The organism is Paenibacillus sp. PSB04 (genome assembly GCF_025809195.1).
Classification (GTDB): domain Bacteria; phylum Bacillota; class Bacilli; order Paenibacillales; family Paenibacillaceae; genus Paenibacillus_AQ; species Paenibacillus_AQ favisporus.
The window spans coordinates 492,041-512,054 of the sequence record NZ_CP081301.1 but is presented as its reverse complement, the minus strand read 5'-3'; the positions used below and the strand labels follow the sequence as shown (position 1 = coordinate 512,054).

24 protein-coding genes are annotated in these 20,014 nt (G+C 55.2%); 18 read left to right on the top strand and 6 right to left on the bottom strand.

The features are described 5' to 3' along the window. Positions 1-12 precede the first annotated feature (12 nt). Both cyoE and K2F33_RS02665 read left to right on the top strand, forming a co-directional pair. Positions 13-948, top strand: coding sequence for a heme o synthase (gene cyoE, locus K2F33_RS02670; protein WP_076175118.1), 936 nt, complete (start codon positions 13-15; stop codon positions 946-948). 226 nt (positions 949-1,174) lie between these two features. Further along, the gene (locus tag K2F33_RS02665; protein WP_076175116.1) at positions 1,175-1,786 is read left to right on the top strand and encodes an SCO family protein; all 612 of its coding nucleotides are present in this window, start codon (positions 1,175-1,177) and stop codon (positions 1,784-1,786) included. Positions 1,787-1,963: 177 nt separating this feature from the next. Here the strand turns inward: K2F33_RS02665 and K2F33_RS02660 are convergent, their stop codons facing one another. From K2F33_RS02660 to K2F33_RS02650, 3 genes are all read right to left on the bottom strand, one after another. Further along, on the bottom strand, positions 1,964-2,323 hold the full coding sequence (locus K2F33_RS02660) for a toprim domain-containing protein (protein ID WP_076175114.1): 360 nt from the start codon (positions 2,321-2,323) through the stop codon (positions 1,964-1,966). Between the two features lie 174 nt (positions 2,324-2,497). Further along, positions 2,498-2,668 carry a hypothetical protein gene (locus K2F33_RS02655; protein WP_163882325.1) on the bottom strand — a complete coding sequence of 57 codons (171 nt, stop codon included), beginning with the start codon at positions 2,666-2,668 and terminating at the stop codon, positions 2,498-2,500. A 106-nt stretch (positions 2,669-2,774) separates the two neighbouring features. Further along, positions 2,775-3,932: an MFS transporter gene (locus K2F33_RS02650; RefSeq protein ID WP_212970527.1), complete on the bottom strand. Its 1,158-nt coding sequence runs from the start codon at positions 3,930-3,932 to the stop codon at positions 2,775-2,777. A 363-nt stretch (positions 3,933-4,295) separates the two neighbouring features. Between K2F33_RS02650 and K2F33_RS02645 the strand changes: the two genes are divergently transcribed. Beyond that, on the top strand, positions 4,296-4,751 hold the full coding sequence (locus tag K2F33_RS02645; RefSeq protein WP_263880949.1) for a hypothetical protein: 456 nt from the start codon (positions 4,296-4,298) through the stop codon (positions 4,749-4,751). Between the two features lie 39 nt (positions 4,752-4,790). Continuing rightward, positions 4,791-5,942 carry a transglutaminase domain-containing protein gene (locus tag K2F33_RS02640; protein ID WP_163882505.1) on the top strand — a complete coding sequence of 384 codons (1,152 nt, stop codon included), beginning with the start codon at positions 4,791-4,793 and terminating at the stop codon, positions 5,940-5,942. A gap of 145 nt (positions 5,943-6,087) precedes the next feature. Here the strand turns inward: K2F33_RS02640 and K2F33_RS02635 are convergent, their stop codons facing one another. From K2F33_RS02635 to K2F33_RS02625, 3 genes are all read right to left on the bottom strand, one after another. Then, complete coding sequence (locus tag K2F33_RS02635) at positions 6,088-7,920, bottom strand: 5'-nucleotidase C-terminal domain-containing protein (protein WP_263880948.1); 1,833 nt, start codon at positions 7,918-7,920, stop codon at positions 6,088-6,090. Positions 7,921-8,022: 102 nt separating this feature from the next. Further along, positions 8,023-8,436: an ImmA/IrrE family metallo-endopeptidase gene (locus K2F33_RS02630; protein WP_089549896.1), complete on the bottom strand. Its 414-nt coding sequence runs from the start codon at positions 8,434-8,436 to the stop codon at positions 8,023-8,025. Positions 8,437-8,475: 39 nt separating this feature from the next. Further along, positions 8,476-8,934 carry a helix-turn-helix domain-containing protein gene (locus K2F33_RS02625; RefSeq protein ID WP_263880947.1) on the bottom strand — a complete coding sequence of 153 codons (459 nt, stop codon included), beginning with the start codon at positions 8,932-8,934 and terminating at the stop codon, positions 8,476-8,478. Between the two features lie 262 nt (positions 8,935-9,196). Between K2F33_RS02625 and K2F33_RS02620 the strand changes: the two genes are divergently transcribed. From K2F33_RS02620 to K2F33_RS02555, 14 genes are all read left to right on the top strand, one after another. After that, positions 9,197-9,673 (top strand): ArpU family phage packaging/lysis transcriptional regulator, encoded by a 477-nt coding sequence (locus tag K2F33_RS02620; RefSeq protein ID WP_263880946.1) that lies wholly within the window; start codon positions 9,197-9,199, stop codon positions 9,671-9,673. Positions 9,674-10,112: 439 nt separating this feature from the next. After that, positions 10,113-10,952 carry a hypothetical protein gene (locus K2F33_RS02615; RefSeq protein ID WP_263880945.1) on the top strand — a complete coding sequence of 280 codons (840 nt, stop codon included), beginning with the start codon at positions 10,113-10,115 and terminating at the stop codon, positions 10,950-10,952. A gap of 11 nt (positions 10,953-10,963) precedes the next feature. Next, complete coding sequence (locus K2F33_RS02610; protein WP_145026201.1) at positions 10,964-11,173, top strand: YqzN/YkzM domain-containing protein; 210 nt, start codon at positions 10,964-10,966, stop codon at positions 11,171-11,173. 3 nt (positions 11,174-11,176) lie between these two features. Then, the gene (locus tag K2F33_RS02605; protein WP_263880944.1) at positions 11,177-12,637 is read left to right on the top strand and encodes a phage tail sheath family protein; all 1,461 of its coding nucleotides are present in this window, start codon (positions 11,177-11,179) and stop codon (positions 12,635-12,637) included. Between the two features lie 74 nt (positions 12,638-12,711). Continuing rightward, a complete protein-coding gene (locus K2F33_RS02600; RefSeq protein WP_263880943.1) occupies positions 12,712-13,119 on the top strand; it encodes a phage tail tube protein in 408 nt (135 codons plus the stop codon). Positions 13,120-13,490: 371 nt separating this feature from the next. After that, positions 13,491-13,925, top strand: a complete 435-nt coding sequence (locus K2F33_RS02595; RefSeq protein ID WP_076175084.1) for a phage tail assembly chaperone — start codon at positions 13,491-13,493, stop codon at positions 13,923-13,925. A gap of 23 nt (positions 13,926-13,948) precedes the next feature. Beyond that, positions 13,949-14,083, top strand: coding sequence for a hypothetical protein (locus K2F33_RS02590; protein ID WP_263880942.1), 135 nt, complete (start codon positions 13,949-13,951; stop codon positions 14,081-14,083). Positions 14,084-14,098: 15 nt separating this feature from the next. Next, entirely contained in the window at positions 14,099-15,751 is a 1,653-nt protein-coding gene (locus tag K2F33_RS02585; protein ID WP_263880941.1) for a hypothetical protein, read from the top strand. 42 nt (positions 15,752-15,793) lie between these two features. Further along, the gene (locus tag K2F33_RS02580) at positions 15,794-16,429 is read left to right on the top strand and encodes a LysM peptidoglycan-binding domain-containing protein (RefSeq protein ID WP_263882278.1); all 636 of its coding nucleotides are present in this window, start codon (positions 15,794-15,796) and stop codon (positions 16,427-16,429) included. Continuing rightward, a complete protein-coding gene (locus tag K2F33_RS02575; RefSeq protein WP_263880940.1) occupies positions 16,426-17,403 on the top strand; it encodes an XkdQ/YqbQ family protein in 978 nt (325 codons plus the stop codon). Before K2F33_RS02580 ends, K2F33_RS02575 begins: the two co-directional genes overlap by 4 nt. Beyond that, positions 17,396-17,806: a hypothetical protein gene (locus K2F33_RS02570; protein WP_076175076.1), complete on the top strand. Its 411-nt coding sequence runs from the start codon at positions 17,396-17,398 to the stop codon at positions 17,804-17,806. Before K2F33_RS02575 ends, K2F33_RS02570 begins: the two co-directional genes overlap by 8 nt. Further along, positions 17,799-18,257: a DUF2634 domain-containing protein gene (locus tag K2F33_RS02565; protein ID WP_263880939.1), complete on the top strand. Its 459-nt coding sequence runs from the start codon at positions 17,799-17,801 to the stop codon at positions 18,255-18,257. The genes K2F33_RS02570 and K2F33_RS02565 overlap by 8 nt, the downstream gene beginning before the upstream one ends. Then, positions 18,257-19,375, top strand: coding sequence for a baseplate J/gp47 family protein (locus K2F33_RS02560; protein WP_263880938.1), 1,119 nt, complete (start codon positions 18,257-18,259; stop codon positions 19,373-19,375). The genes K2F33_RS02565 and K2F33_RS02560 overlap by 1 nt, the downstream gene beginning before the upstream one ends. Further along, on the top strand, positions 19,368-19,934 hold the full coding sequence (locus K2F33_RS02555; RefSeq protein ID WP_263880937.1) for a YmfQ family protein: 567 nt from the start codon (positions 19,368-19,370) through the stop codon (positions 19,932-19,934). Before K2F33_RS02560 ends, K2F33_RS02555 begins: the two co-directional genes overlap by 8 nt. Positions 19,935-20,014: the final 80 nt, after the last annotated feature.

The following is a 20,014-nucleotide window of genomic DNA, read 5'->3' as shown; positions in this document are numbered from 1 at the left end:
GGATCTTAAGGCGTGGATAATCACTTGACTTACCAAGCTCCTTCGGATTCCGCAGCGCTTTCCATCAATCAAACGCCACCCAATCCATCGGCAACTTGGAAAGATTTTATCACATTAACTAAACCCGGTATTCTCCGGTCTAACTTAATTGCTGCATTTGCAGGTTTCTGGGTCGCATCCCAATGGGATATTCATATAGGCAAGATGATTCTGACTCTACTGGGAACTATGCTGGTTATGGCTTCCGCCTGTGTCTATAACAATTATTATGATCGTGAACTGGATATGAAGATGGAACGGACGCGTAAACGTACGCTTCCGGCCGGCCGCATAAAGCCAGCAGTTGTACTCTGGTATGCCTTTATTCTAGGTGTGCTGGGACTCGCTGACCTTTTTATTTTTTCAGGGGTTATGGCCGGCATCTTCGGGGTTATCGGTATGTTCGTCTATGGAGTCGTTTATACGATGTGGCTGAAACGGACGTCCACCTGGAGTACTTCCGTCGGCGCGATTTCGGGGGCTATGCCGCCGGTAATCGGTTATGTTGCCGTAACGGGTACGGTCGATATGGGCGCTGTTCTGCTGTTTGCGATGCTGTTCTTGTGGCAGCCGCCTCACTTCTGGGCTCTCGCCATCCGGCGTGTCGAAGAATACAGAGTGGCGGGATTCCCGCTGCTGCCGGTCGTCAAAGGCGTTAAGCGTACCAAGATTCAATGTATTCCTTACCTGGTATTGCTGGTTCCGGTACCGGTATTAATGTATGCATACGGCTATGTGGGCATTTACTTCATGATCATTTCGCTCTTGCTGTCCCTGATCTGGCTGTATTATGGCTTGAAGGGATTTACCGCCAAAGACGATGAAGCATGGGCTAAGAAAACGTTCTTCTTCTCGATAAACTACTTGACCTTGAGCTTGATCGCAATGATTTTGAACACAACTCACTAAGTTCTTACCCAGAATCCCATGGAATCATGGGATTCTTTTAAAAGGAAGAAATGAAAGCCTGTTCACCCGGGCTCAAGCGGGTCACCCGGCCGTCAGGGCGGATGGGCCGCGTCAGTGTTACATAACAAACTACTGCCTGTAGTCCTGGGGAGGCAGGGCGGCATCAAGATGTCCGCCGGCATAAGGGACAGCAGGAATCGTGATTAGGGAGAGGGGAACGAATTCGATGTTGAAGCGCTACAAATGGACATGGATTTTGCTGGTGGTGATCGTGATTGGAGCAGGGTACCTGGTATATAACGCCATGGGATTTGGCAAAGAGAAGCTGCCGGTTATCAGCCAGGTCGGAGATTTTTCGTTTGAAAATGTGGATGGCAAAACGGTAAGCCTGGACGATACCAAAGGCAAGGTCAGATTGTTCTACTTCTTCTACACCAGCTGCCCGGACGTATGCCCGGTAACGACCTTCATGCTGTCGCAGACGCAGAAGCAGCTCGTCAAGGACGGAACCTTCGGCAAAGACGCCGAGTTCGTCTCGATCTCCTTCGATCCGAAGGTAGATACCCGGGAGAAGATCAAAGAGTTCGGGGACAAGTTTAATGTCGATTACAACGGATGGTACTTCCTGAGAGGCGAAGATCAGCAGATCCGCGATCTGGCCGAAAAGTCGTTCAAAATCGCCATTATGGGAGACAACAAGGACAACTTCTCCCATGCGAACATTATTGCTCTTGTCGACCGGGACAATCAGGTCCGCAAGCTGTATAACGCCAACAATACGGATGAAGTTACGGCAGAATCCCTTGCGAAGGACGTTGAGGCGTTGGCCAAGGAATAATCAAACAGGAAGGCGCCAGATCCCCGGCATGCTCCGGATGGGTAGGCGCCTTTTTTTGTGAGAGATCAGAAAGTACCAACTTAGCGTTTGCGGAGTAGTTTCCTTGTATCGGGCTCCCCGCAAAGGATCTGGAATCGGCATCGAAGCATAAGCTCCACTTCGTGGGGCTATTTTGCGTTAATCTTTGGACCATACGGTGTAGGAATCGGGATAAACGATAAATTCCTCAAGCCCCGCTTTTTCCAGCTGGGAAATGATATATTCATCCGGTGTGCCCTCAACTCCCCGGTATCCCCGTCTTGTGTAGATGTGGCCTGCATCCGGGAAGGCATCCCGGAGAACGCCGCGAATCCTCTTGCCGGAGCTGTCGTTGTCCATAAACAGATAAACCTCGCTGTCCTTAATTTCTTTGCGCAAAGACTCGAGCCTTGTCGTGTTTAACGTTCCGTATGTGCACACAATTTGAATTTCGGGATCCAGCAGGCGGCGGACCTTACTGCGGTCGTTTTTTCCCTCGACAATAATATAAATCGGCATGATGGCTCACCTCGGACTAAGAGAAGGATGTTTGTCTCGAAATTCCCCGGGAAATGTTGAAGCTTAGGTCCGGGTAATTCTAGTGTAGCTTGTTTTCGGCAAGCCATGCAAAAAAAAGTAAAACGATCTGTCCAGCAGGGTAGACAGACCGTTTAATATGGGAAGATCGCCGTTCTAGCACCAGAATGCACGCAAAATGATGACAAGCAGGATAAACAGTACCAGTACGACGCCTACGTTACTGTAAGGCACACACGGAGCTGCCGCCACGGGAGCTACCTTGGTTGCAGGTGCGGCCACCGGTGCTACTACAGGACCACAGCCGCAGTGAGAATACAGACCCATCGAGATCACCTCTCTTTCTTCCTGGTCGGTTAACACAATCCATCTTATGTGGGTGAGTGCAGGAATTATTGTGCAGGGGCCTATCTCTCGATTTTTAGGCTTATGTCTACACCGGATTCTCGTTCATATGGGGATGAAGCGCAGATCCCTTGCGGTTGATGGGGATCATCATAAGTCCCGCCATGAGGAGGACAAAAGCGATGTAGTACGGCGACACGGATCCTCTCAGCTGGCCGGCGGCGATCGGACCGATAAAGGAGCCGATGGACATGGCGATGGACTGGAGCGAAAAGATCCTCCCCAGCTTGCTGCCGCCGCTGAGCTGAATAAACATGGAGGCAAGTCCAGGGAAGATGATGCCTTTTGCCGAACCGAGAATAAACAGGATAACGACCAGCGGCACATGAGGAAACGCGGCCATGCCAAAGAAGCAAAGAGCCATCAATAGAACGCCTGCAATGACCCTTTTGTAGGGTGAATAGCGGTTGATAAACAGCATGCTCAGCGTAACCAGGGCGCCGATGCTCAGGACGGAAAACAGGATGCCGGTCGATTTAATGCCTTCCACCCCGGTATCGCGCAATGGCAGTTCGAAGAACAGGATCCCTTGGGAACAGGAAACGACAAAGGGGAGGATAAAATAGCGCCAGGATACGCTGGGGGCAGGGGACGACATTGGAGCTTCTTCATTACCGCCATGGGCATCCGTCATCGCCTTGACCGGTTTCGGAACGCTGAAGACCGCCATGACCCCGGTCGCAATCAGCAGCCACCCGAGACCCTGGAACGTTGTCGAATAACCGGTATGTGCCACGATAAAGGCTCCCGCAGCCGGCGACACGACCGAGGCCAGGGTATGCACTACGCCATGACCGGACATATATTTGCCCTGGGTCACCTCGTTTTTGGACAGGGAAGCGAGCAGGGCAAGGCAGGCTGGCGACAAGAAGGCCAGCACAAAGCCGCTGATCGACCGCAGGACCAGCAGCTGCCAAGGGTACTGAACATGCGCCTGCAGCAGGAGGACGATACCGGCCGATACGAGGCTGAAAATGATATAGCGCCGGCTGCCGTGCTTGTCGATGACCGTACCTGCAATCAAATTGCCGGGCAAATGGGTGAGTGCATAAATGCCCATCATCCACCCGATAAAGACCGGCGCTGCTCCCAAGGAGACCGCGAATGGCGTGAGTATGGGGTACTGGGCGTGAAGGTCGAAGAAGGCGAGAAACAAAAACATGTACAGCCAAATAGCAGTTTTCACGTGAGCAGCTCCTTTTTCGCAGATTCATCATCTGTACGTTCGGTGTGGAACGGGTTGGCCCGCGGATGAGACAACCATTCGTTCATCAATCTACGTGTACGTTTCTACTTGGCGGCTTAGACCCTCTTTTTTGGGACGGGCAAATCGATAGCTTTGCAGGTTACGTAAGACTGGACTGCTGTATGCCGGGCAGATTGTGGATTTCTTGATATTGGAGGCGCCTACGCCCCGGGAACGACGGAAAGCCCCGTCTAAGGGCTGGCTGACAGCCGATGTCCGGATCATGTATAATCGAATGGAAGTTTCTAAATCACTTGATAGGGTGGCTTAAGCCCTTCAGGTCGATGGGAGTGTGTTTTTGAAATGGATATGCAGGTATGGTCCGATTTTCTGCAGCAAAACTGGCTGGTGATCGTGATTGCCCTTGTCGTGCTGTTTATCGTCCTGAATCTGGTCAAGACGATGGTCAAATGGGCGCTCGTCATCATCATCGTGCTGGCGCTTGTCGTATACAGCGGCATTTCCCTGGAGCAGATCAATCAGGTCGTAACGACGGTGAAGGACGAGACCGTAGATACGCTGAAGAACGAGGCTATGGATGTCATGATGAAGGAAGCCAAGGATGCCAAATATGCAGACAACGGGGACGGAACGTTTACGATCACGACGCCGAACCTGGAAATGAAGGGAACCACGGGCAGCGACAAAGTGGATGTCACGTTCCGCGGCGTGCCCCTCGGGCAGTGGAAGATCAACGACACGGTCAAATCGTTTATCTCTGAATCCCAGAGCCAGGCGGGCGGTTCAAATGGAAAATAAAGGACTTAATCCATGCACCAACGTGGAGGGGGTCATCTTATGCTGCAATCATGGATAGAAAGTCTTAAGGAATTTAACATCATCAGCATCCTGCTGCTGCTGATCCTGCTGGTGTCCCTGCTTCAGGGCTGGAGCCGGGGCGCATCCCGCTCTGCGGGAAGGCTGCTGTCCCTGCTGAGGGAAAGCGTCTTTATTCTGCTGGGGCTGGTGCTTGCGGTTCCTTTTACCTTGTGGGTATCACCCAGAGTTCAAGAATGGCTCGCCGATTATGCCAGCCAGCTCCCGAACCGGGATTTGAAAATGTGGGAGCAGATTTACTATACGTTCATTACGGCGATGGCCGATTTTCCGCTGATGCGGTTTGCCGTCATCTTTATCGTGAGCTACAGCATCATCCGTTTCCTGATCCGTTGGTTAACGGTGCTGATCTTCGGCGGGAGCAGCGCGCTCTTTAACCCGGGCGGGAAGTCCTCCGCTTCGCTGCTGAGCCGATTGGCCGGTGCGTGCATCGGCCTCTTGATCGGGGCAGGACGGTGTATCGTCGTCGTCGCGCTGCTGTTCGTGTACGTATCGCTGTATCCGCACACCTCGTTTACCCAATACGTGGAGGCGTCGCCGATCTATAAAGAAGGGGCGCAGCGGGTCATCGAGCCGTTGTCGGGTCACTTGGTAAAAGACAAGCTTCCGGTATTCACGAAAGCTGTCGAAAAAGAGCTGAACGGCATCATGCAGCGCAAGTACGAGGTGATCGACCACGCGATTCCTTCGGATATCGAGGCGGCCGCCGCCGAGATCGTCAAGGGCGCGGAGACCGACGAGGAAAAGGCGCGTAAATTGTACGACTGGGTCGGCACCCGGGTGCAGTACGATTACGGCAAGGTCGATGATTACGAGCAGCGGGGCATTTGGCATGAACAGACGCCGCAGGATACGTTCAACACGAAGAAGGGTGTCTGCATCGATTATGCCAGACTGTATGCAGTGATGGCCCGGTCCCAGGGCTTGCAGGTGAAGGTGGTCACCGGCCAGGGCTATGACGGCCAGGGCGGATATGGACCGCATGCCTGGAATGAAGTGTATTTGTCTGAAAAGAACAAGTGGGTGCCGCTGGATCCGACATGGGCGCAGAGCGGCGACTGGTTCAATCCTCCGAAGTTTGCGGAGACGCATATTAAGGAGCAGATGCTGTAATTCAAGCTTAATGGTATAAGATCATTGATAAATCCCCTTACCCGTTCTGGGCAAGGGGATTTTGTGTTTTGATAGATGATGCTTTGAAGCCGGATGCTGGGCTTCATTCCCGAGTTTCGCAGCTTCCTTAAGGTTGCCGTCAAGGTTAGGCAGGCAGCTTGATTTGCTGACCGGGATAAATCCGGTTGGCGTTCTTGATATGATTCAGGTCGCGCAGCGTCTGCCAGGTCGTATCGTATTTCAGCGAGATGCTGTACAGCGTATCGCCTTTCTTGACGATATAGACCTTCGCGGCTGGAGCAGGGGCCGGTTTGACCTCAGGCTGCGGCTTGGCTGGCGCTGCCGGCTTCGAAGGCGCCGACGTTTCCGGTTTGGCCGGCGTTGGCGCAGGTTCGGACGGTGATGGCGCTGTCGTTGCCGCAGGGGCAGGGCCTTCGGTAATCCGACCGGCCGGTCCTTCCGGAATCGGCTTGCCCTGCTGGATATAGTTGATCAGGGCTTCGTCCAGGGCGCCGTACATGCCGGCTTGCGGATACTTCGTGAACATCGTGTATTCGTCGCCGCCGACAGCCATAAAGTCATTGGTCGCGAGCGAATACGTGGCGTCAAGATCGAGCGCTTTATCGCCGATCTTGACGGAGTGAACGCGGCTTCCTTTCGGCTTGGACGTATCAATCTTAAACGTCACCCCTGAAACCTGGGAGAAGCCTCCCTTGGACTGCGGATAATCGGATACACCGTTCTCGAGAGCCGCCTTAATATCAGAGCCTTTAACCTTCAGCTGCACGATTTGGTTGCCGAACGGCAGAACCGTAACGATGTCGCCTTTGGTGATGGTGCCGGCTTCGATCGACGCACGGATGCCTCCGCCGTTCGTGATCGCCACATCCGATTGGCTCACATCGCGCATCGCATCGGCCAGCAGGTCACCGAGGTTAGTCTCGCCGGTGCGCGCTTTCTCGCGGGAACCCTCCAGCTTCACAGGCGTTTCGCCGACTTTTTCCTTCAGAATCGGCTCCTGCTCCTTCTGGATGGAAGCGACCAGATCGGCGACCTTCGGGTCGGCCTTGATATCGGCAGCTTCCTTCTCATCGATCAGCGTGGCTTCTTTCTTCACCACTTTATGGTTGTCGACCCACAGATCGACGACGCCGACATATTTCGTGTATTCGCCGGCGCTGGCGATCAGCGTGTTGTTGTCCGCCATTAGGCCGTTTTCCAGAACCGTATGGCTATGTCCGTCGATGAAAATGTCGATGCCGGGCACTTCCTTAACGACCTTAAGGCTGGTGTCGACACTCGATTTGTCCTGACCGAGGTGGCCAACCACGACAACGACGTCGACCTGCCCGCGGATTTCGTTCACCCATTTCTTGGCTTCGGTCGATGGATCGGCGAACTTCAGTCCGGTGACGTTGGTCGGGTTCGTCTTATATGCGGTCTCTGGCGTGCTGAGGCCGATTATGCCGAACTTGACGCCGTCGACTTCCTTGATTATGTAAGGCTTGAAGAGGGTAGTGCCGTCAGACTGGATGACGTTCGCGCTCAGCATCGGGAACTTCAACTCCTTGGAGAGTTCCACGAGATGCTTCCAGCCGTAGTTGAATTCGTGATTGCCCGGAACCATGGCGTCATAACCCATTTCGTTCATGACCTTCACGATGCTCTCGCCTTGAACGAGCGTGGCAAATGGCGTACCGTGTACGGCATCGCCTGCATCAAGAACGAGCGTATCCGGATTTTTGCTGCGGTATTGGTTAAAGATTCCTGTGACCTTGGCAAATCCCATTTCAGGGGATGCTTCTACCGCACGGCCGTGCATATCATTCGTGTGCAGAATCGTAATATGCTTGCCGGACGGGGCGGATGGCTCCGGGGTGTTCCCGGTCGTACCCTCTGCCGCTGCTGCCGCCTGGGCCGAACCAGCCAACAGCACCGCGCTGAACAGAAGGGAGGTGAACCATTTCCTTGTGATCATGAATCTCATAACCTCCTAAATCGTATTAGATAAATTTTCCTTCCCTATTATTCTAATAGACTATCGGAATGGTGAAATAAGACTTATGAATCATTTATTGGCCTAAGGTTGAATATAAGTGTGCATTTCCGGCGGAATGCCGACACGCTTGCAGTAGGTTTCAGCCGTTTCGCCCTGCAGTATCGCCGTTCCCGCGGACAGAAGGCCGACGGCAAACCGGTTGGCCTGCCGCTCCAGCTTGCCGGGGGCAAAGTAGGAATGCTCCTCCAGAAAAAAACGGTTGATCCCCTTATGGAGTCGGTCATGGCCGAGCTCATGCGCGCAGACAAACCGCTGCCACTCGGGGGACAGCTCGCTGTGAATCACAATGAACCGCCGTCTCAGTTTCCGGTAATAGAGTCCCTTGGTGGATTTGCCGAGATCGAGGTAGCGGATATGAATGCCAAGGGACCGGGAAAGTTCGAAAGGGCAGCTGGTCTTATATTTTCGGATTAACTTTCGAATCATTTCATCCATAGGATTCACCTGCAAGTTGTGGATTGTTCGTCCCATCCATCACGAAGAAGAGGGGCTGTCCGGAGAACCGGGCTCCTTCTTCTTCCGCTTATTCATCTGCTTCGCTTCCCAGAACAGCCCCGTGAGGACATCCTTGATGCGCTGCTTGTCCTCGGCGTCCAGCGGAATTCCGTCGAACATCAACTCTCCGTCTTCCTCGAGCATTTTCTTAAAATCCCGCTTGTCCTTATAGGTCGCCCATGCCGGCGCTTCCTCCCGCAATCCTTTGGCAGCCCCGTCTGCATCCCAATACCCTGCGGCGCTCATCAGTTCGCCGTAAGGAACTTCCAGCGCGTCCGCGAGCTTCCGGATGGTCGGCGGTTTAGGCACGCCCCGAATCCCGTTCTCCATGCGGGAAATTTGCGAATTGCTGATGCCCGATGCTTCGGCAAGCTGGTTGATCGTCATGCCCTTCTGCTCGCGCAGCCGCTTAAGCACGGCTCCGAATTCTTTTTCCACGGTTTAGCCACTCCCTCTATGACGTTGATCTATTTCTATCCGTTACTATAATCCAATGTTGCCAAAAGGTAAAGAAAAATGATGTTATAATTACCAAATGGCATGAAAGAAAAAGGAATCTGGAGCGAAATGGTGGTTAAGCCGGGATTTCCGGGTTTTACGGGATACCCAAAAAGTGGTATGTTAACATCATTATACGAACAAAAATACGAACAAGCCACAGTTTTTTTAGGTGAACATCCATGAAGGAGCGTGTTTGAATATGGATCAAATGCTGCCGCAGCTGGACCGCCGCAAGACCCAGGCCGCCGTAGAAGCGATTTTGGAGAAATACCGGATCTATAAAACGATTACGTTTGAAGTCAGGGAAGCGAGCGTTACCCCCTCTTATACCGAACGGTTTCACGGACCGACCAACGTGACCTCGGACCAGACGGCGCAGGTCGCCGTCTACAATGTAGACGCGCCTGCGGCCCGCCAGGCATACTGCCGGATGATCGAGTCGATCGTGGAACGGCTGGGCGAACGGGAACAGACGCTGATCCGCGAACGGTATATGAAGGAAGATGACGTTTTCGACTATAAAGTCTACAATTACGTGCTCGACCCGCCGGTCAGTAAGGACACGTACACGAAAATACGAACGCGAGCCTTCTATAAAATGGCGCTGGCGTTTGCGGACCGCGGGCTGTTGACGTTATCCGAGCTTCAAAAAGCCAAGGCATGCAATTCCAAATAAAGCCTGCTCATAAGCGGGACAAGCCGGGGACCGGAGAGGTCTTCGGCTTTTTTTTATCTAATGGAAAGCGGGAGTTTCAGGGGATGAATCGGCCGCAGAAGTGCTGATCCTAACCATTTCTATTTGGAATAAAAAGGATGCAAAAATACGAACATATATTCGTACTATTTTCCGCCGATAACCGTCCGAACTGCCGTCAGCGTTTTCGAATCCGGGGTGTAAGATTATATCATCGGGAATGAAGCAAAGAGACGTACCGAACACAATCAGTGGATGTTAAGCCGGCCGGAAGGGCCGGTTTTTTTGCGGACGTGTGACGCTTCATTGCCCGATGGCTTTGATCAGATAGAAAGGAGGGGGCCGAGTTGATAAGGATTCAGCGGACACAAAAGAATGGAAGGGGCTGTGACGCAAAAGAAACGGTTCGGCGGGTAGTAGTATGAGGGAAGCCGTTAAACAGGCAGTCGCTGCCTTGATTCCCGAGCTGGAAGGCCGGATCTACGATGTGCAGCCGCCGGCCGGAGGGGACGACGGGCCATACGCTGTTCTCACCCTTGGCGAGGAGATTTGGAAGTCGGCTTGGGCGGGTTACCGTCAAGTGGTGCGAGTAAAGCTGTACAGCGGCAGTGCCGGGATATCCCGGCTGGATGCCTGGGCACAGCAGCTGGTTCAGGGGCTGCAGCGCAGAAGAATAGCAGGTCCGGATCCGGGAGCGATCCTGCTGCATTACTTGGGTGTTCCGGAAGCGGACGCGCTTGATCCGGCCTCGGGCGGCATCATCCGGTGCCTCAGGTTCGGTGCGTACCTGCCTGAGACTTCGGGAGCCGAAGCGCCTGCCCCTGCGGATGCATGGCTCAGCGCCCTGGCGGGATGGACACGGGGCAAGCTTGCTGACCTGTGGCAGGTCTACGAAACGTCATGGCCCGCGGACCGGGAGGAGCATGCCGTATTGTGGCGCCTTGCCGGCTGTGAGACGAAGATGGCGGGGGCTTCGATGTACGAGATCCGCAAAACATTTGTGGGGCATTTGGCGGCACCGTTCCCGGAGACCGAGCATCATGCCTCGGTCTCATTGGTGGAGGAGCTGGGGACACAGACCCAGCTGCCGCTTGGTGACGGGGAACGCCGCTACCTGTCAGTAGCGGAAGTTTCCGCGAATATGCAGGCCGACGCCATACTGGATGGACAGCTTAAGCTGACCCTGGTGCAGCGGCGGATGCGTCCTGCGGAGGAAGCGGCGCTGATCCGCCGCGTTGCCGTTCAACCTATCATGAAATGAGGTGGCCCGATATGGGCGTAAAGAAAATTTCGAAAACCCCGGAAGCCGGAGGCGGCATGCCGAGGTATGAGCTGAAGGAATTGAAGGCGCAGGCCAAGGAGCTGTTCGGGGTCCGGGCAGAGGTCGTGGCAGGTGCTATGCATGACACGGACGGTCAGCATTTTTCGATCGCCGAGGTACAGGGAAAGATCCAACAATTCATGAAAGCGAAGGTGGTCTAACTTATGGCAGGTGGAACTTGGGAAAGCACAAATCAACCGGTGCTGCCGGGATTGTATATGAACTTTAAAGCAGCGGCAACGTCGGCCATTCAAGGCGGCAGCCGCGGAACGGTGATCGTTCCGGTCAAAGCCAATTGGGGTCCGGTCCGCGAGTTTGTGGAGATCGGCAGCGAGCAGGCGATTGCTGCGACGTTTGCCGCGGATAGCGAAAATGGGGCGACCGCCTACCCGGCCCTCTATCTAGCGCTGCTCGGCGGTCCGAAGAAGCTGCTGGCCTACCGCCTGGCGGACGATACGGCCCAGGCGGCGGCCGTGACGCTGCAGAGCGGCGATGCTTCGCCGGCCGCGGTCTTGAAGCTGACGGCGAAGCACCCGGGCAGCCGCGGCAACGGCTTTACCGTGACGGTGCAGCCTGCGCTCGGCAATCCGGCCGCAAAGGAGCTGCGCCTGTATGAAGGCGCCAAGCTGCTCGGCACCTTCACCGGCGCCGACGGCACGGCCGCTTCCTTGGCCGCGAGCATCAATGGCGGCAATGACTGGGTCACTGCCGAGGCCGTGGATGGCGGCGGTGTACCGGCCGACGTCAGCGGACTGGCGCTGACCGGCGGAGCGAGCGGCATCGGCGGCCTGACGAACGCCGATTATGTCGCCATGCAGGAGGCCGCCGAAGGCCAGGACTTCGACCTGCTGGCGCTCGACTATGCCGCCGACATGGCGCTGCTGCAGAGCTTTGCCGCCTGGATCAAGCGGCTGCGCGGCGAAGGCCGCGGCGTCATGGCCGTCTTCGGAGGCAGCGCCGCCGATGACGTGTCGAAGGATGCGGCCGATCTGGCGGCGGCCCGCTCCCTGGCCTTGAACCACGAGGGCATCGTCAACGTGGGCACCGGTGTCCGTCTGTCCGGGACGGACTACAGCTCCGCGCAGACGGCCGCCTATGTGGCCGGCCTGATCGCAGGGCAGCGCCTGAACCAGTCCGCGACGTACGCGGTCACGCCGTTCGAGGACGTTACCCGGCGCTGGACGCGCTCCGAGCAGGAGCAGGCCGTGAAGAGCGGCGTGTTCCTGCTCTTCTTTGACGGCCGCCAGGTGAAGGCGCTGCGCGGCATCAACACGCTGGCGACGCCGGCCGAGGGCCAGAGCAGCGCCTGGAAGAAGATCCGCTCCATCCGCGTCATGGACGCGATCAATGCGGATCTGCAGCGGGCGGCGGAGCAGACGTATATCGGCCGCGTGAACAACACGGAAGAAGGCCGCCTCGCCCTGATCGGCGCGGTCAAGGAGTATCTCGGCCAGCTGTCGCTGAGCAGCGTTATTGAGCCGGACGGCTATGACGTCATCCTCGACCCGGCCTACTACGGTGATTCTGCGGTGAAGCAGCCGGAGCCGGATCAGGTGTTCCTGCAGTGGAACGTGAAGCTGACGGACGTGATGGAGCAGCTGTTCGGCACATTTAACGTGCAGTGATGGAAGAGCCGCGATCTTTTTTTAACCATGCAAGCTATGAAAAAAACTATGAATAACTCTGAGGAGGAACCCCTATGTTGGATGCTTCAAAAGTCATTCTCGGCACGTACGGCCAGGCCTATATCGACGGTGTATGGCAGACGCACATTAACAAGCTCGAAGCCAGCGTCGAAATCGAAAAGCGCGAGCTCAAGCTGGTGGGCAGCGACTGGACGGTCCACAAAAGCGGCTGCAAAAAAGGAACCGGCACGATGAGCGGCTACAAAGTGACCTCGGACATGATCAACCGCGGCTTCACGAAGTTTGAAATCATCTCCAAGCTGGACGATCCCGAGTCCTACGGGCACGAGCGCGTTCGCCTGATCCGCTGCATGCCGGACAAAATCCAGCTGGCTAACTGGACCGCCGGCGAGGAAGTGCAGGAGGAAACGACGTTTACCTTTGAAGGGTACGAGCTGCTGGACCCGATCTCGGCGGACTAAGGAGTTTGGAGAAATAGCTGCCAAACTGCAAAAGTGTACTTCATCCAGCCTATCACCATTTTAGAAGAAGATAGAAGCAAAGGTGCACTGATTTCTGGTGAAATTCGCGAAATGGCGGGTTGGCCGGAAATGAAGCTGCACTTTTGCTTTTATTTTAATAATGTCCTTTAGATGTGATTTCCCGGAGAATAGCTGCACTTTTGCGCTTATGGGTGTTCTTTTCTTTTTGTGAACCGGAACTGGCGCACCTATTGTACGGCCTGACTGGATAAGCAAAAGGGCTGAGAAAGTACTCTTTTCAAGGAGTAAAACTCTCAACATCATCCCTTTAGGGACATAAACCATTCATTAATTGAAGGAGAGGAAGACGCATGAGCTTGCAGGATAACTGGAGTGAGGAACAAATTTTGGACAGCCTGTTTGAGGCGGCGGAGAAGCTGCCGGAGGAGACTGTGCGCATCAAGCGCCTGGATATGCAGATCGTGCTGCACGGCCTGACCTCGAGCAAGGTGGACAGCATCCGCGAGCGGTGTACGGTCCGCCGGACGGTGAAGGGGGCAGTGGATGAAAAGGTCGATACCGAAACGTTCAACGCGCTGCTTATCTCCGAAGCCACCGGCAAGCTGGAAGTGAAGGGGCTCACGCTGAACGGCTGGGGCGATCCGCGGATCACAAGCCGATTGAAGCTGTCGGGCGGGGAGCAGGCGGTGCGCCGCATGCTGCTGGCCGGGGAGCTGGACGCCGTCGGCGACAAGGTGCTGGAGCTGTCCGGTTTCGGGGTCGAGATCGCTGACCTAAAAAACTGATCGGCTCCGGGGGAATGACGACGATGCTGTACCACTTGTGGGCCCGGCATCACCTTCGTCCCGGAGAATTTTGGCGGCTCCCGCGCGGGGAGCGGCTGCTGCTGCTCGCTTTTTCCCAGGAAGAAATCGAACAGATGGCAGCCATGAATCAAGGTTAAGGAGGTGAAGAATTCATGGCAGAAACGTTAAATTACCGGCTGAATCTCGTCATTGATCCGAAAAACGTAATCAAGGCGAACCGGGAACTGCGGGCGATGGAGCGGTATTTCGAACGGATTCAGGGGCGGGTGCTGAAGATCGGGAGAACCCGTATGGTTCCCGAAATCGCACTGAAGGACAGTGCCTCGAAAGGGCTGGACAGCCTGCTGGAAAAAATCAATCGCGTGAAGTCCCAGGTTATCCGGGCGACGGCGACTGTAGATGTTGCAGTAGGTGGGGGAGCGTTAGGCGGAAAGATTGATTTTTCCACTCTCGTTACAGCGCTTCAGGAAAACTCGGCCGCCGTCAAAAAGCTCACGGAAACGATAGGTGAGCTGAAGATCGGTGGGGAGAAGAAGGACGGCCCAAAGTCCACTTCTGACAAAATCAAGGATGTATTTTCTGCACTAAAAAACTTTGGCGGAGGGTTGAAGAGCGCAGGGGAAATCCCGGATAAAGGCAAAGCCATCAAAAAGGCTTGGAATGGCGAGGACAAAGATAAGGAGAAAAAGGACCTGGCGGCCGACCCTGACGCTGCCAAAAGGGAAACTCCTCTAAGGACTGAAACTTATAAGCGGAAAAAGACCTTGGGCCGAGCGTGGAAAACGATGGGCGCAGCGGGTGATTTCATCGGTACCATTGGTTCTGCTGGTGAAGGCGTTATCAGCGGAATACAGGGGTTGTGGAAAAGTGGAAAGGATTTCTTCGGTGGCAGTAAAAGCAGCGCGATCGCCAATTCAGCCACAAAAGCCGCCCAGAGCAGCGGGATCGCTGCTCCTACCGTAAAATCCATCGGAAGCAGTGGAATGATGACTTCAGCCGCCAAGGGCATAGGCAAAAATCTGCCAGGGGTCCTTGGATTCGCAGCCGATGCCATATCCATTATGACCGCAAAGACCGGGAAAGAGCGGGCTCAAGCCATCGGGTCCTCCGTCGGGAGCGGCGTCGGAACGGTTTTGGGAGGCTTTTTAGGATCGGTTATTCCTGGTGGAGGAACGGCGGTCGGAGCAATGCTGGGTGGTGCAGCCGGAGGTTATATAGGAGAGAAGGTCGGCGGCTGGGTCTCGGGTCTGTTCTCGAAAAAGAAGAAAAAGGACAAGCCGGCTCCCGTAAAACCTGAATCCAGCATAGGATCTGCACCAGCTGTTTCTACAGGATTGCCGTACGGACAATATGCTTCACCTGCATGGACAGCCCAAAAAGGGTTACCGGGAATGATCTACCCGAATAGGTATGTGCCCCCAACATCTCCCCTCCCATTAACCGGCAAAGCTTACGGTCCCTACCTGCCCGGAGCCCAAGGTCCGACCGCTCCGATGGGAACAGGCCCACGGCTGCAGGCTGCAACCGGAGGCGTTAAGCCGGGAATCGGGGGCAACGGAGGCGGCAAAACGACGCCACAGCTCGTGCAGATCAGTCCGGAGCAGATGTCGGCGCTGTCGGGGCTTCTGAAGGATTTTAAAACGGAAACCAACTACAATCTCCCGGCGGGTGCGGTGCAGGTGACTGTGCATGAAGAGACACCCATAGATGTGGAGGGCCTGATCCTCCAGATCGGGCAGCGCTTGCGTTCGGAGTTTGCCAAAGCTGCGCAGAACCGCAAACCGGGGGCGAAAGCATATGTGTAACGACGTTTCCAGAGAGGAGGAACTGCTGTGGATTTGGTGTTAATGACCGGGAAGGGTGAGCGATTCACGTTTCCGGTCAATCCGGAGGAAGTGATCATTTCCAGGCAAAAGGGCTACGATACCGCCAACATTCTCTCGTCCGGGGAGTTCGATTTTCCGCAGGGGGACCGGATTAAGGAAATCTCGTTTTCCTCCTTTTTTCCGAAAGTGTACGACGAATCCTTCTGCAAAGGGGGAAAGGGCGAGCTGCCTGATCCGCAGGTGGCGATGAACAAACTGAATGATTTTTTGGTGATGAAAACCCCGCTCCGGTTTGTCATCAGCGAAGCCGGGATCAATGTGCCCGTGTTCGTGGCCTCCCATCAAACGACGTTCCGGGGCGGGGAGCCCGGGGACGTGTATTTCGATATCACGCTCCGCACGTGGAGAGAGCTTAAGGTGGCGAAAACGGCTGGCAGCGGCACCGGCGGCGGGACGGCAGTCAACAAAAAGCAGCGCACCGACATGAAGGAGAAAAACAAAACCTACACGGTCAAGGCGGGGGACTCCCTTTCCAAAATCGCCAAACTGGAGCTCGGCGACAGCTCAAAATGGAACCAGATCTACAAGCTGAACCAGAAGGTAATCGGCAAGGATCCGAACGCCATTAAGCCGGGGCAGAAGCTGGTGCTGTCATGAGTTACAAGGTGATTTTGCAGGACAAATACGATTTGACCCCCTTGGTGGAGGCGATCAATCTGCGCGACTCGCTGGAGCAGATCGCTTACCAGGGCACGGTCAACTTGGTGGTGACGCCGGATTTGCCCCCGATCTCGCCGGGCATGGCGATCCGCATCAGCGGTATTCCTTACGGGAAAAAGAATTACGTCACTCTGCTGCATCCTGCGGTGGTATGGGAGGTCGAGACGACGAACAACGGCATGAAGCGGATGACTATAACGCTATACGACCGCACAGTCTACTTGGACAAATCAGAGGACGAGTATTTGTTCCCGGCGAAGCAGACGGCGACGCAGCGTTTTAAAAAATATGCCTCTGACTGGAATCTGAAAATCGCCAAGCTGCCGGATACCGGCAAGGAGCTGGGCCGGGCCGTGTACCGGACGCAGTCGCTGTATGCCAGCATGTTTGCTGATTTGCGGGCTACCGCCAAAGCTGGCGGGAAGCTGTATCATCCCCGGATGATCGCCTCCGGCCTGGAGCTGTACGAGCTGGGTACGAACCCGGACATTTACGTTCTTGAGGCGGTAACGGATACGATGCAGACGCGCACGCTGGAAGGGGCGGCGACGAAGGTGAAGGTGCTGGCGACCGCGGCGAGCGAGACGGGCAAAGAGGTTCCCTCCAAAGTTCTCGCCATTGAAGAAAAGGACGTAGCCAAGTACGGCCAGCTCCAGGCGATTATCCAGGACGACGAGGTAAAAAACGGAGCAGCCGCCCGTGAGCTCGCCCGCAGCAAGCTGCGCGGCATCCAGGAGACGATCACCGTCAACGCGCCGGATATCAATACGATTCGGGCGGGGGATGCGGTTAAGTTGGGCCAAGTGCAGCTGATCGTCATCTCGGTCAGCCGCGAACTGGGCAACCCGGGCAGCATGTCGCTGGAGCTCGGAACCTACGACGACGTCAAAAGGAGGTTTTACCTTGAATAAAGACCCTTATGGACAGCTTGCATCCTCTTTGTACGCTTCGGTCGGCAAGCACACGCGCCAGGCGCTCGGCGGCGTCGGGGCGGTGCTGGGGACGATCACGTCGACGGGGCTGAAGCTGGACGATTTCAAGCACGAAATGCAGGACTACATGGTGGCCGAGCTGCCCGGGCTGCTTGCGCTGCCACGTTATATGGCGGTTGGAGCATCTGGAACGCGAACGGATACCCCGAATTGGGGGAGCGTGGCGATGGATACGTCGTTTTATTTTGACGAAACCGAAGTTCCGGATGCTGCGCTGAAGCTGGGTGCCGGGCTTAAGCCCGGGGACCGGGTGCTGGCCGTCCGCGTAAATGGCGGGGATGACGTGGTCGTTGTCTGCAGGGTGGTGAGCGGCCGTGGCTAATTTGTTTCCGGAGACGGAAGACATGGTCTGGACCGAGGATGCTGAGACGGAACTATTGGAAGGGAGCGGGGCAGTGTTTGGGAGGAGCTGGCGGTTCGATTTTGACGCCGGGGAATTCGTCATGTCCCCCTCCCGTAAAATCGCAGTTGCGGACGAAAGGGAAGCCTGGGTAACCTGGTGCGAAAAAGCGATCCGTACCCCGCGCTACCGCCATCTCATCTATTCCAGGGACTACGGCAGCGAGCTGGAGGATCTGGTCGGCAGCGGCTACGATCACGCTCTGCTCGAGAGCGAAATCCGGCGCATGGTTTCCGAGGCGCTCCTGGCGGATGCGCGTACGGAGAGCGTGGATCAGTTTACGTTTGCGTGGGAAGGCGAGGCCTGCCGCTTCAGATGCCGCATCCAAAGCGTCCGGGACGAGGTTGAAATCATAGAAAGCGTGGTGATCTGATGGCGGAGTTGCCGCTTTTTTTGCAGGATCAGACGGAAGAAAACATTATGAGCCGCATGCTGGCCAGGGTGCCTTCGGATATTGATAAGTCCGAGGGCTCTTTTATTTGGGACGCGCAGGCGCCGGTGGCGTTCATGCTGTCCGAAGCGGCGCTGTGGGCTCAGGAGGTGTTGAGGCGGGGGTTCGCGAGTACGGCTTTCGGTGAGTACCTGACCTTAAGAACGGCGGAGCGCGGGGTGAACCGGAGAGCAGCGGTGCCTGCGACCGGGACCGTGAGGTTTGTGGGGCAGCCGGGAAAAAAACTGGCAAAAGGAACCTTAGTTGCTACGCCGGCTGACGAATTTACGGGTGAGTCGAGTATTGAGTACCAAACAACCGCCGACGTGACGCTGGGTAGCAGCGGCGAGGGACATGCGCCTATCACTGCTTTAGCAGCAGGAAGCCAGGGAAATGTCCCGGCAGGCGTCATTGAGGTCATGCTGGTTCCAACTAGCGGCATCATCTCGGTGACCAATCCGACAGCAGTAACCGGCGGCGCTGACGAGGAGTCGGATGAGTCGTTGTTGGAACGGTACTATGCGGAAATCCGAAACCAGGGGACCAGCGGTAACAAAGCTCAATATATCCAGTGGGCCAATGAGGTTCCCGGCGTGGGAGGAGTGCAGGTCGCTCCGTTATGGCAAGGTCCGGGGACTGTAGGCATCTATTTGGTCGATATGGATAAGCGGGCAGCCAGTCCGGCAATCGTTGAAGCAGTTCAGGCGTATATTGATCCGACCATGGACGGTCAAGGGGAAGGAAAAGCTCCAGCTGGACCGGTTGTAACGGTGATGCCCGCAAAAGAGGTACCGATCGATATCTCGGTCCAGCTCACTTTGGCTGACGGTGCAACCTTAGGCATGGTCAAGGAGCAGATGATCGGCGGCATTACCGCCTATTTGAAACAGCTGGCTTTCGCCGATCCGCTTGTCCGCTTTACCAGAATTGCTGCCATTCTGCTGGATATCCCGCCGATCATCGATTATTCCAATCTGACGGTCAACGGCGCCGCGGATACAAATATCCAAATCAGCCCGGGTGAAGTAGCCGTATTGGGGGCGGTGGACGTTCATGAGTGACGCTGCATTTACAAATTCTCGTGGTGCCGAACTGTTCTCCTATCTGCCAGCTTACTACGAATTCAGCCGGGTCATTCGAGCTGATGTGGATGCCAAGGGCGCGGAGATGGATGCTCTTTATGCGGCGCTGAATGAGACGCTGGAGCAGTTTTTTGTGAAGACGGCGACGTGGGGGTTGGAACGGTGGGAGGCGGAGCTGGGGATTAGCATTGATCGAAATAAACCGATTGAACAAAGGCGGTCATTGGTTGAGTCGAAGCTTCGGGGAGCGGGAACCTTTTCCGGCAGATTGGTTAAAAATGTTGCCGAGGCATATGACGGTGGGAAGATTAGTGTATCATTCCAGCCGGCTGAATGGAGTTTCATTGTAAAATTCCTGGAGACAGTCGGAGTTCCGCCCAACCTTGATGATTTAAAAGGGGTCATTGAAGAAATAAAACCCGCGCATCTTCAAGTTAAATACGAATTCAATTATTTAATCATTCGTGAAATCGACGAAGTAATGTCTCTAATCCAAATAGAAAAAACTCCACTATCTAAATTTGCAGGGGGTGCTTGAGTTGTCCAGTAATACACCTAATATTGGCCTGTTAAAAAAGGACCCATTAACTGATGGTAACGATACATTTAATATCAAAA

What these genes read in the sequence shown, in the direction of transcription:
- K2F33_RS02665 (WP_076175116.1), top strand. Translation starts at nt 1,175, where the DNA reads ATGTTGAAGCGCTACAAATGGACATGGATTTTGCTGGTGGTGATCGTG.
- K2F33_RS02660 (WP_076175114.1), bottom strand. Translation starts at nt 2,323, where the DNA reads ATGCCGATTTATATTATTGTCGAGGGAAAAAACGACCGCAGTAAGGTC.
- K2F33_RS02655 (WP_163882325.1), bottom strand. Translation starts at nt 2,668, where the DNA reads ATGGGTCTGTATTCTCACTGCGGCTGTGGTCCTGTAGTAGCACCGGTG.
- K2F33_RS02645 (WP_263880949.1), top strand. Translation starts at nt 4,296, where the DNA reads ATGGATATGCAGGTATGGTCCGATTTTCTGCAGCAAAACTGGCTGGTG.
- K2F33_RS02640 (WP_163882505.1), top strand. Translation starts at nt 4,791, where the DNA reads ATGCTGCAATCATGGATAGAAAGTCTTAAGGAATTTAACATCATCAGC.
- K2F33_RS02635 (WP_263880948.1), bottom strand. Translation starts at nt 7,920, where the DNA reads ATGATCACAAGGAAATGGTTCACCTCCCTTCTGTTCAGCGCGGTGCTG.
- K2F33_RS02630 (WP_089549896.1), bottom strand. Translation starts at nt 8,436, where the DNA reads ATGGATGAAATGATTCGAAAGTTAATCCGAAAATATAAGACCAGCTGC.
- K2F33_RS02620 (WP_263880946.1), top strand. Translation starts at nt 9,197, where the DNA reads ATGGATCAAATGCTGCCGCAGCTGGACCGCCGCAAGACCCAGGCCGCC.
- K2F33_RS02615 (WP_263880945.1), top strand. Translation starts at nt 10,113, where the DNA reads ATGAGGGAAGCCGTTAAACAGGCAGTCGCTGCCTTGATTCCCGAGCTG.
- K2F33_RS02610 (WP_145026201.1), top strand. Translation starts at nt 10,964, where the DNA reads ATGGGCGTAAAGAAAATTTCGAAAACCCCGGAAGCCGGAGGCGGCATG.
- K2F33_RS02605 (WP_263880944.1), top strand. Translation starts at nt 11,177, where the DNA reads ATGGCAGGTGGAACTTGGGAAAGCACAAATCAACCGGTGCTGCCGGGA.
- K2F33_RS02600 (WP_263880943.1), top strand. Translation starts at nt 12,712, where the DNA reads ATGTTGGATGCTTCAAAAGTCATTCTCGGCACGTACGGCCAGGCCTAT.
- K2F33_RS02595 (WP_076175084.1), top strand. Translation starts at nt 13,491, where the DNA reads ATGAGCTTGCAGGATAACTGGAGTGAGGAACAAATTTTGGACAGCCTG.
- K2F33_RS02590 (WP_263880942.1), top strand. Translation starts at nt 13,949, where the DNA reads ATGCTGTACCACTTGTGGGCCCGGCATCACCTTCGTCCCGGAGAATTT.
- K2F33_RS02585 (WP_263880941.1), top strand. Translation starts at nt 14,099, where the DNA reads ATGGCAGAAACGTTAAATTACCGGCTGAATCTCGTCATTGATCCGAAA.
- K2F33_RS02580 (WP_263882278.1), top strand. Translation starts at nt 15,794, where the DNA reads ATGACCGGGAAGGGTGAGCGATTCACGTTTCCGGTCAATCCGGAGGAA.
- K2F33_RS02575 (WP_263880940.1), top strand. Translation starts at nt 16,426, where the DNA reads ATGAGTTACAAGGTGATTTTGCAGGACAAATACGATTTGACCCCCTTG.
- K2F33_RS02560 (WP_263880938.1), top strand. Translation starts at nt 18,257, where the DNA reads ATGGCGGAGTTGCCGCTTTTTTTGCAGGATCAGACGGAAGAAAACATT.
- K2F33_RS02555 (WP_263880937.1), top strand. Translation starts at nt 19,368, where the DNA reads ATGAGTGACGCTGCATTTACAAATTCTCGTGGTGCCGAACTGTTCTCC.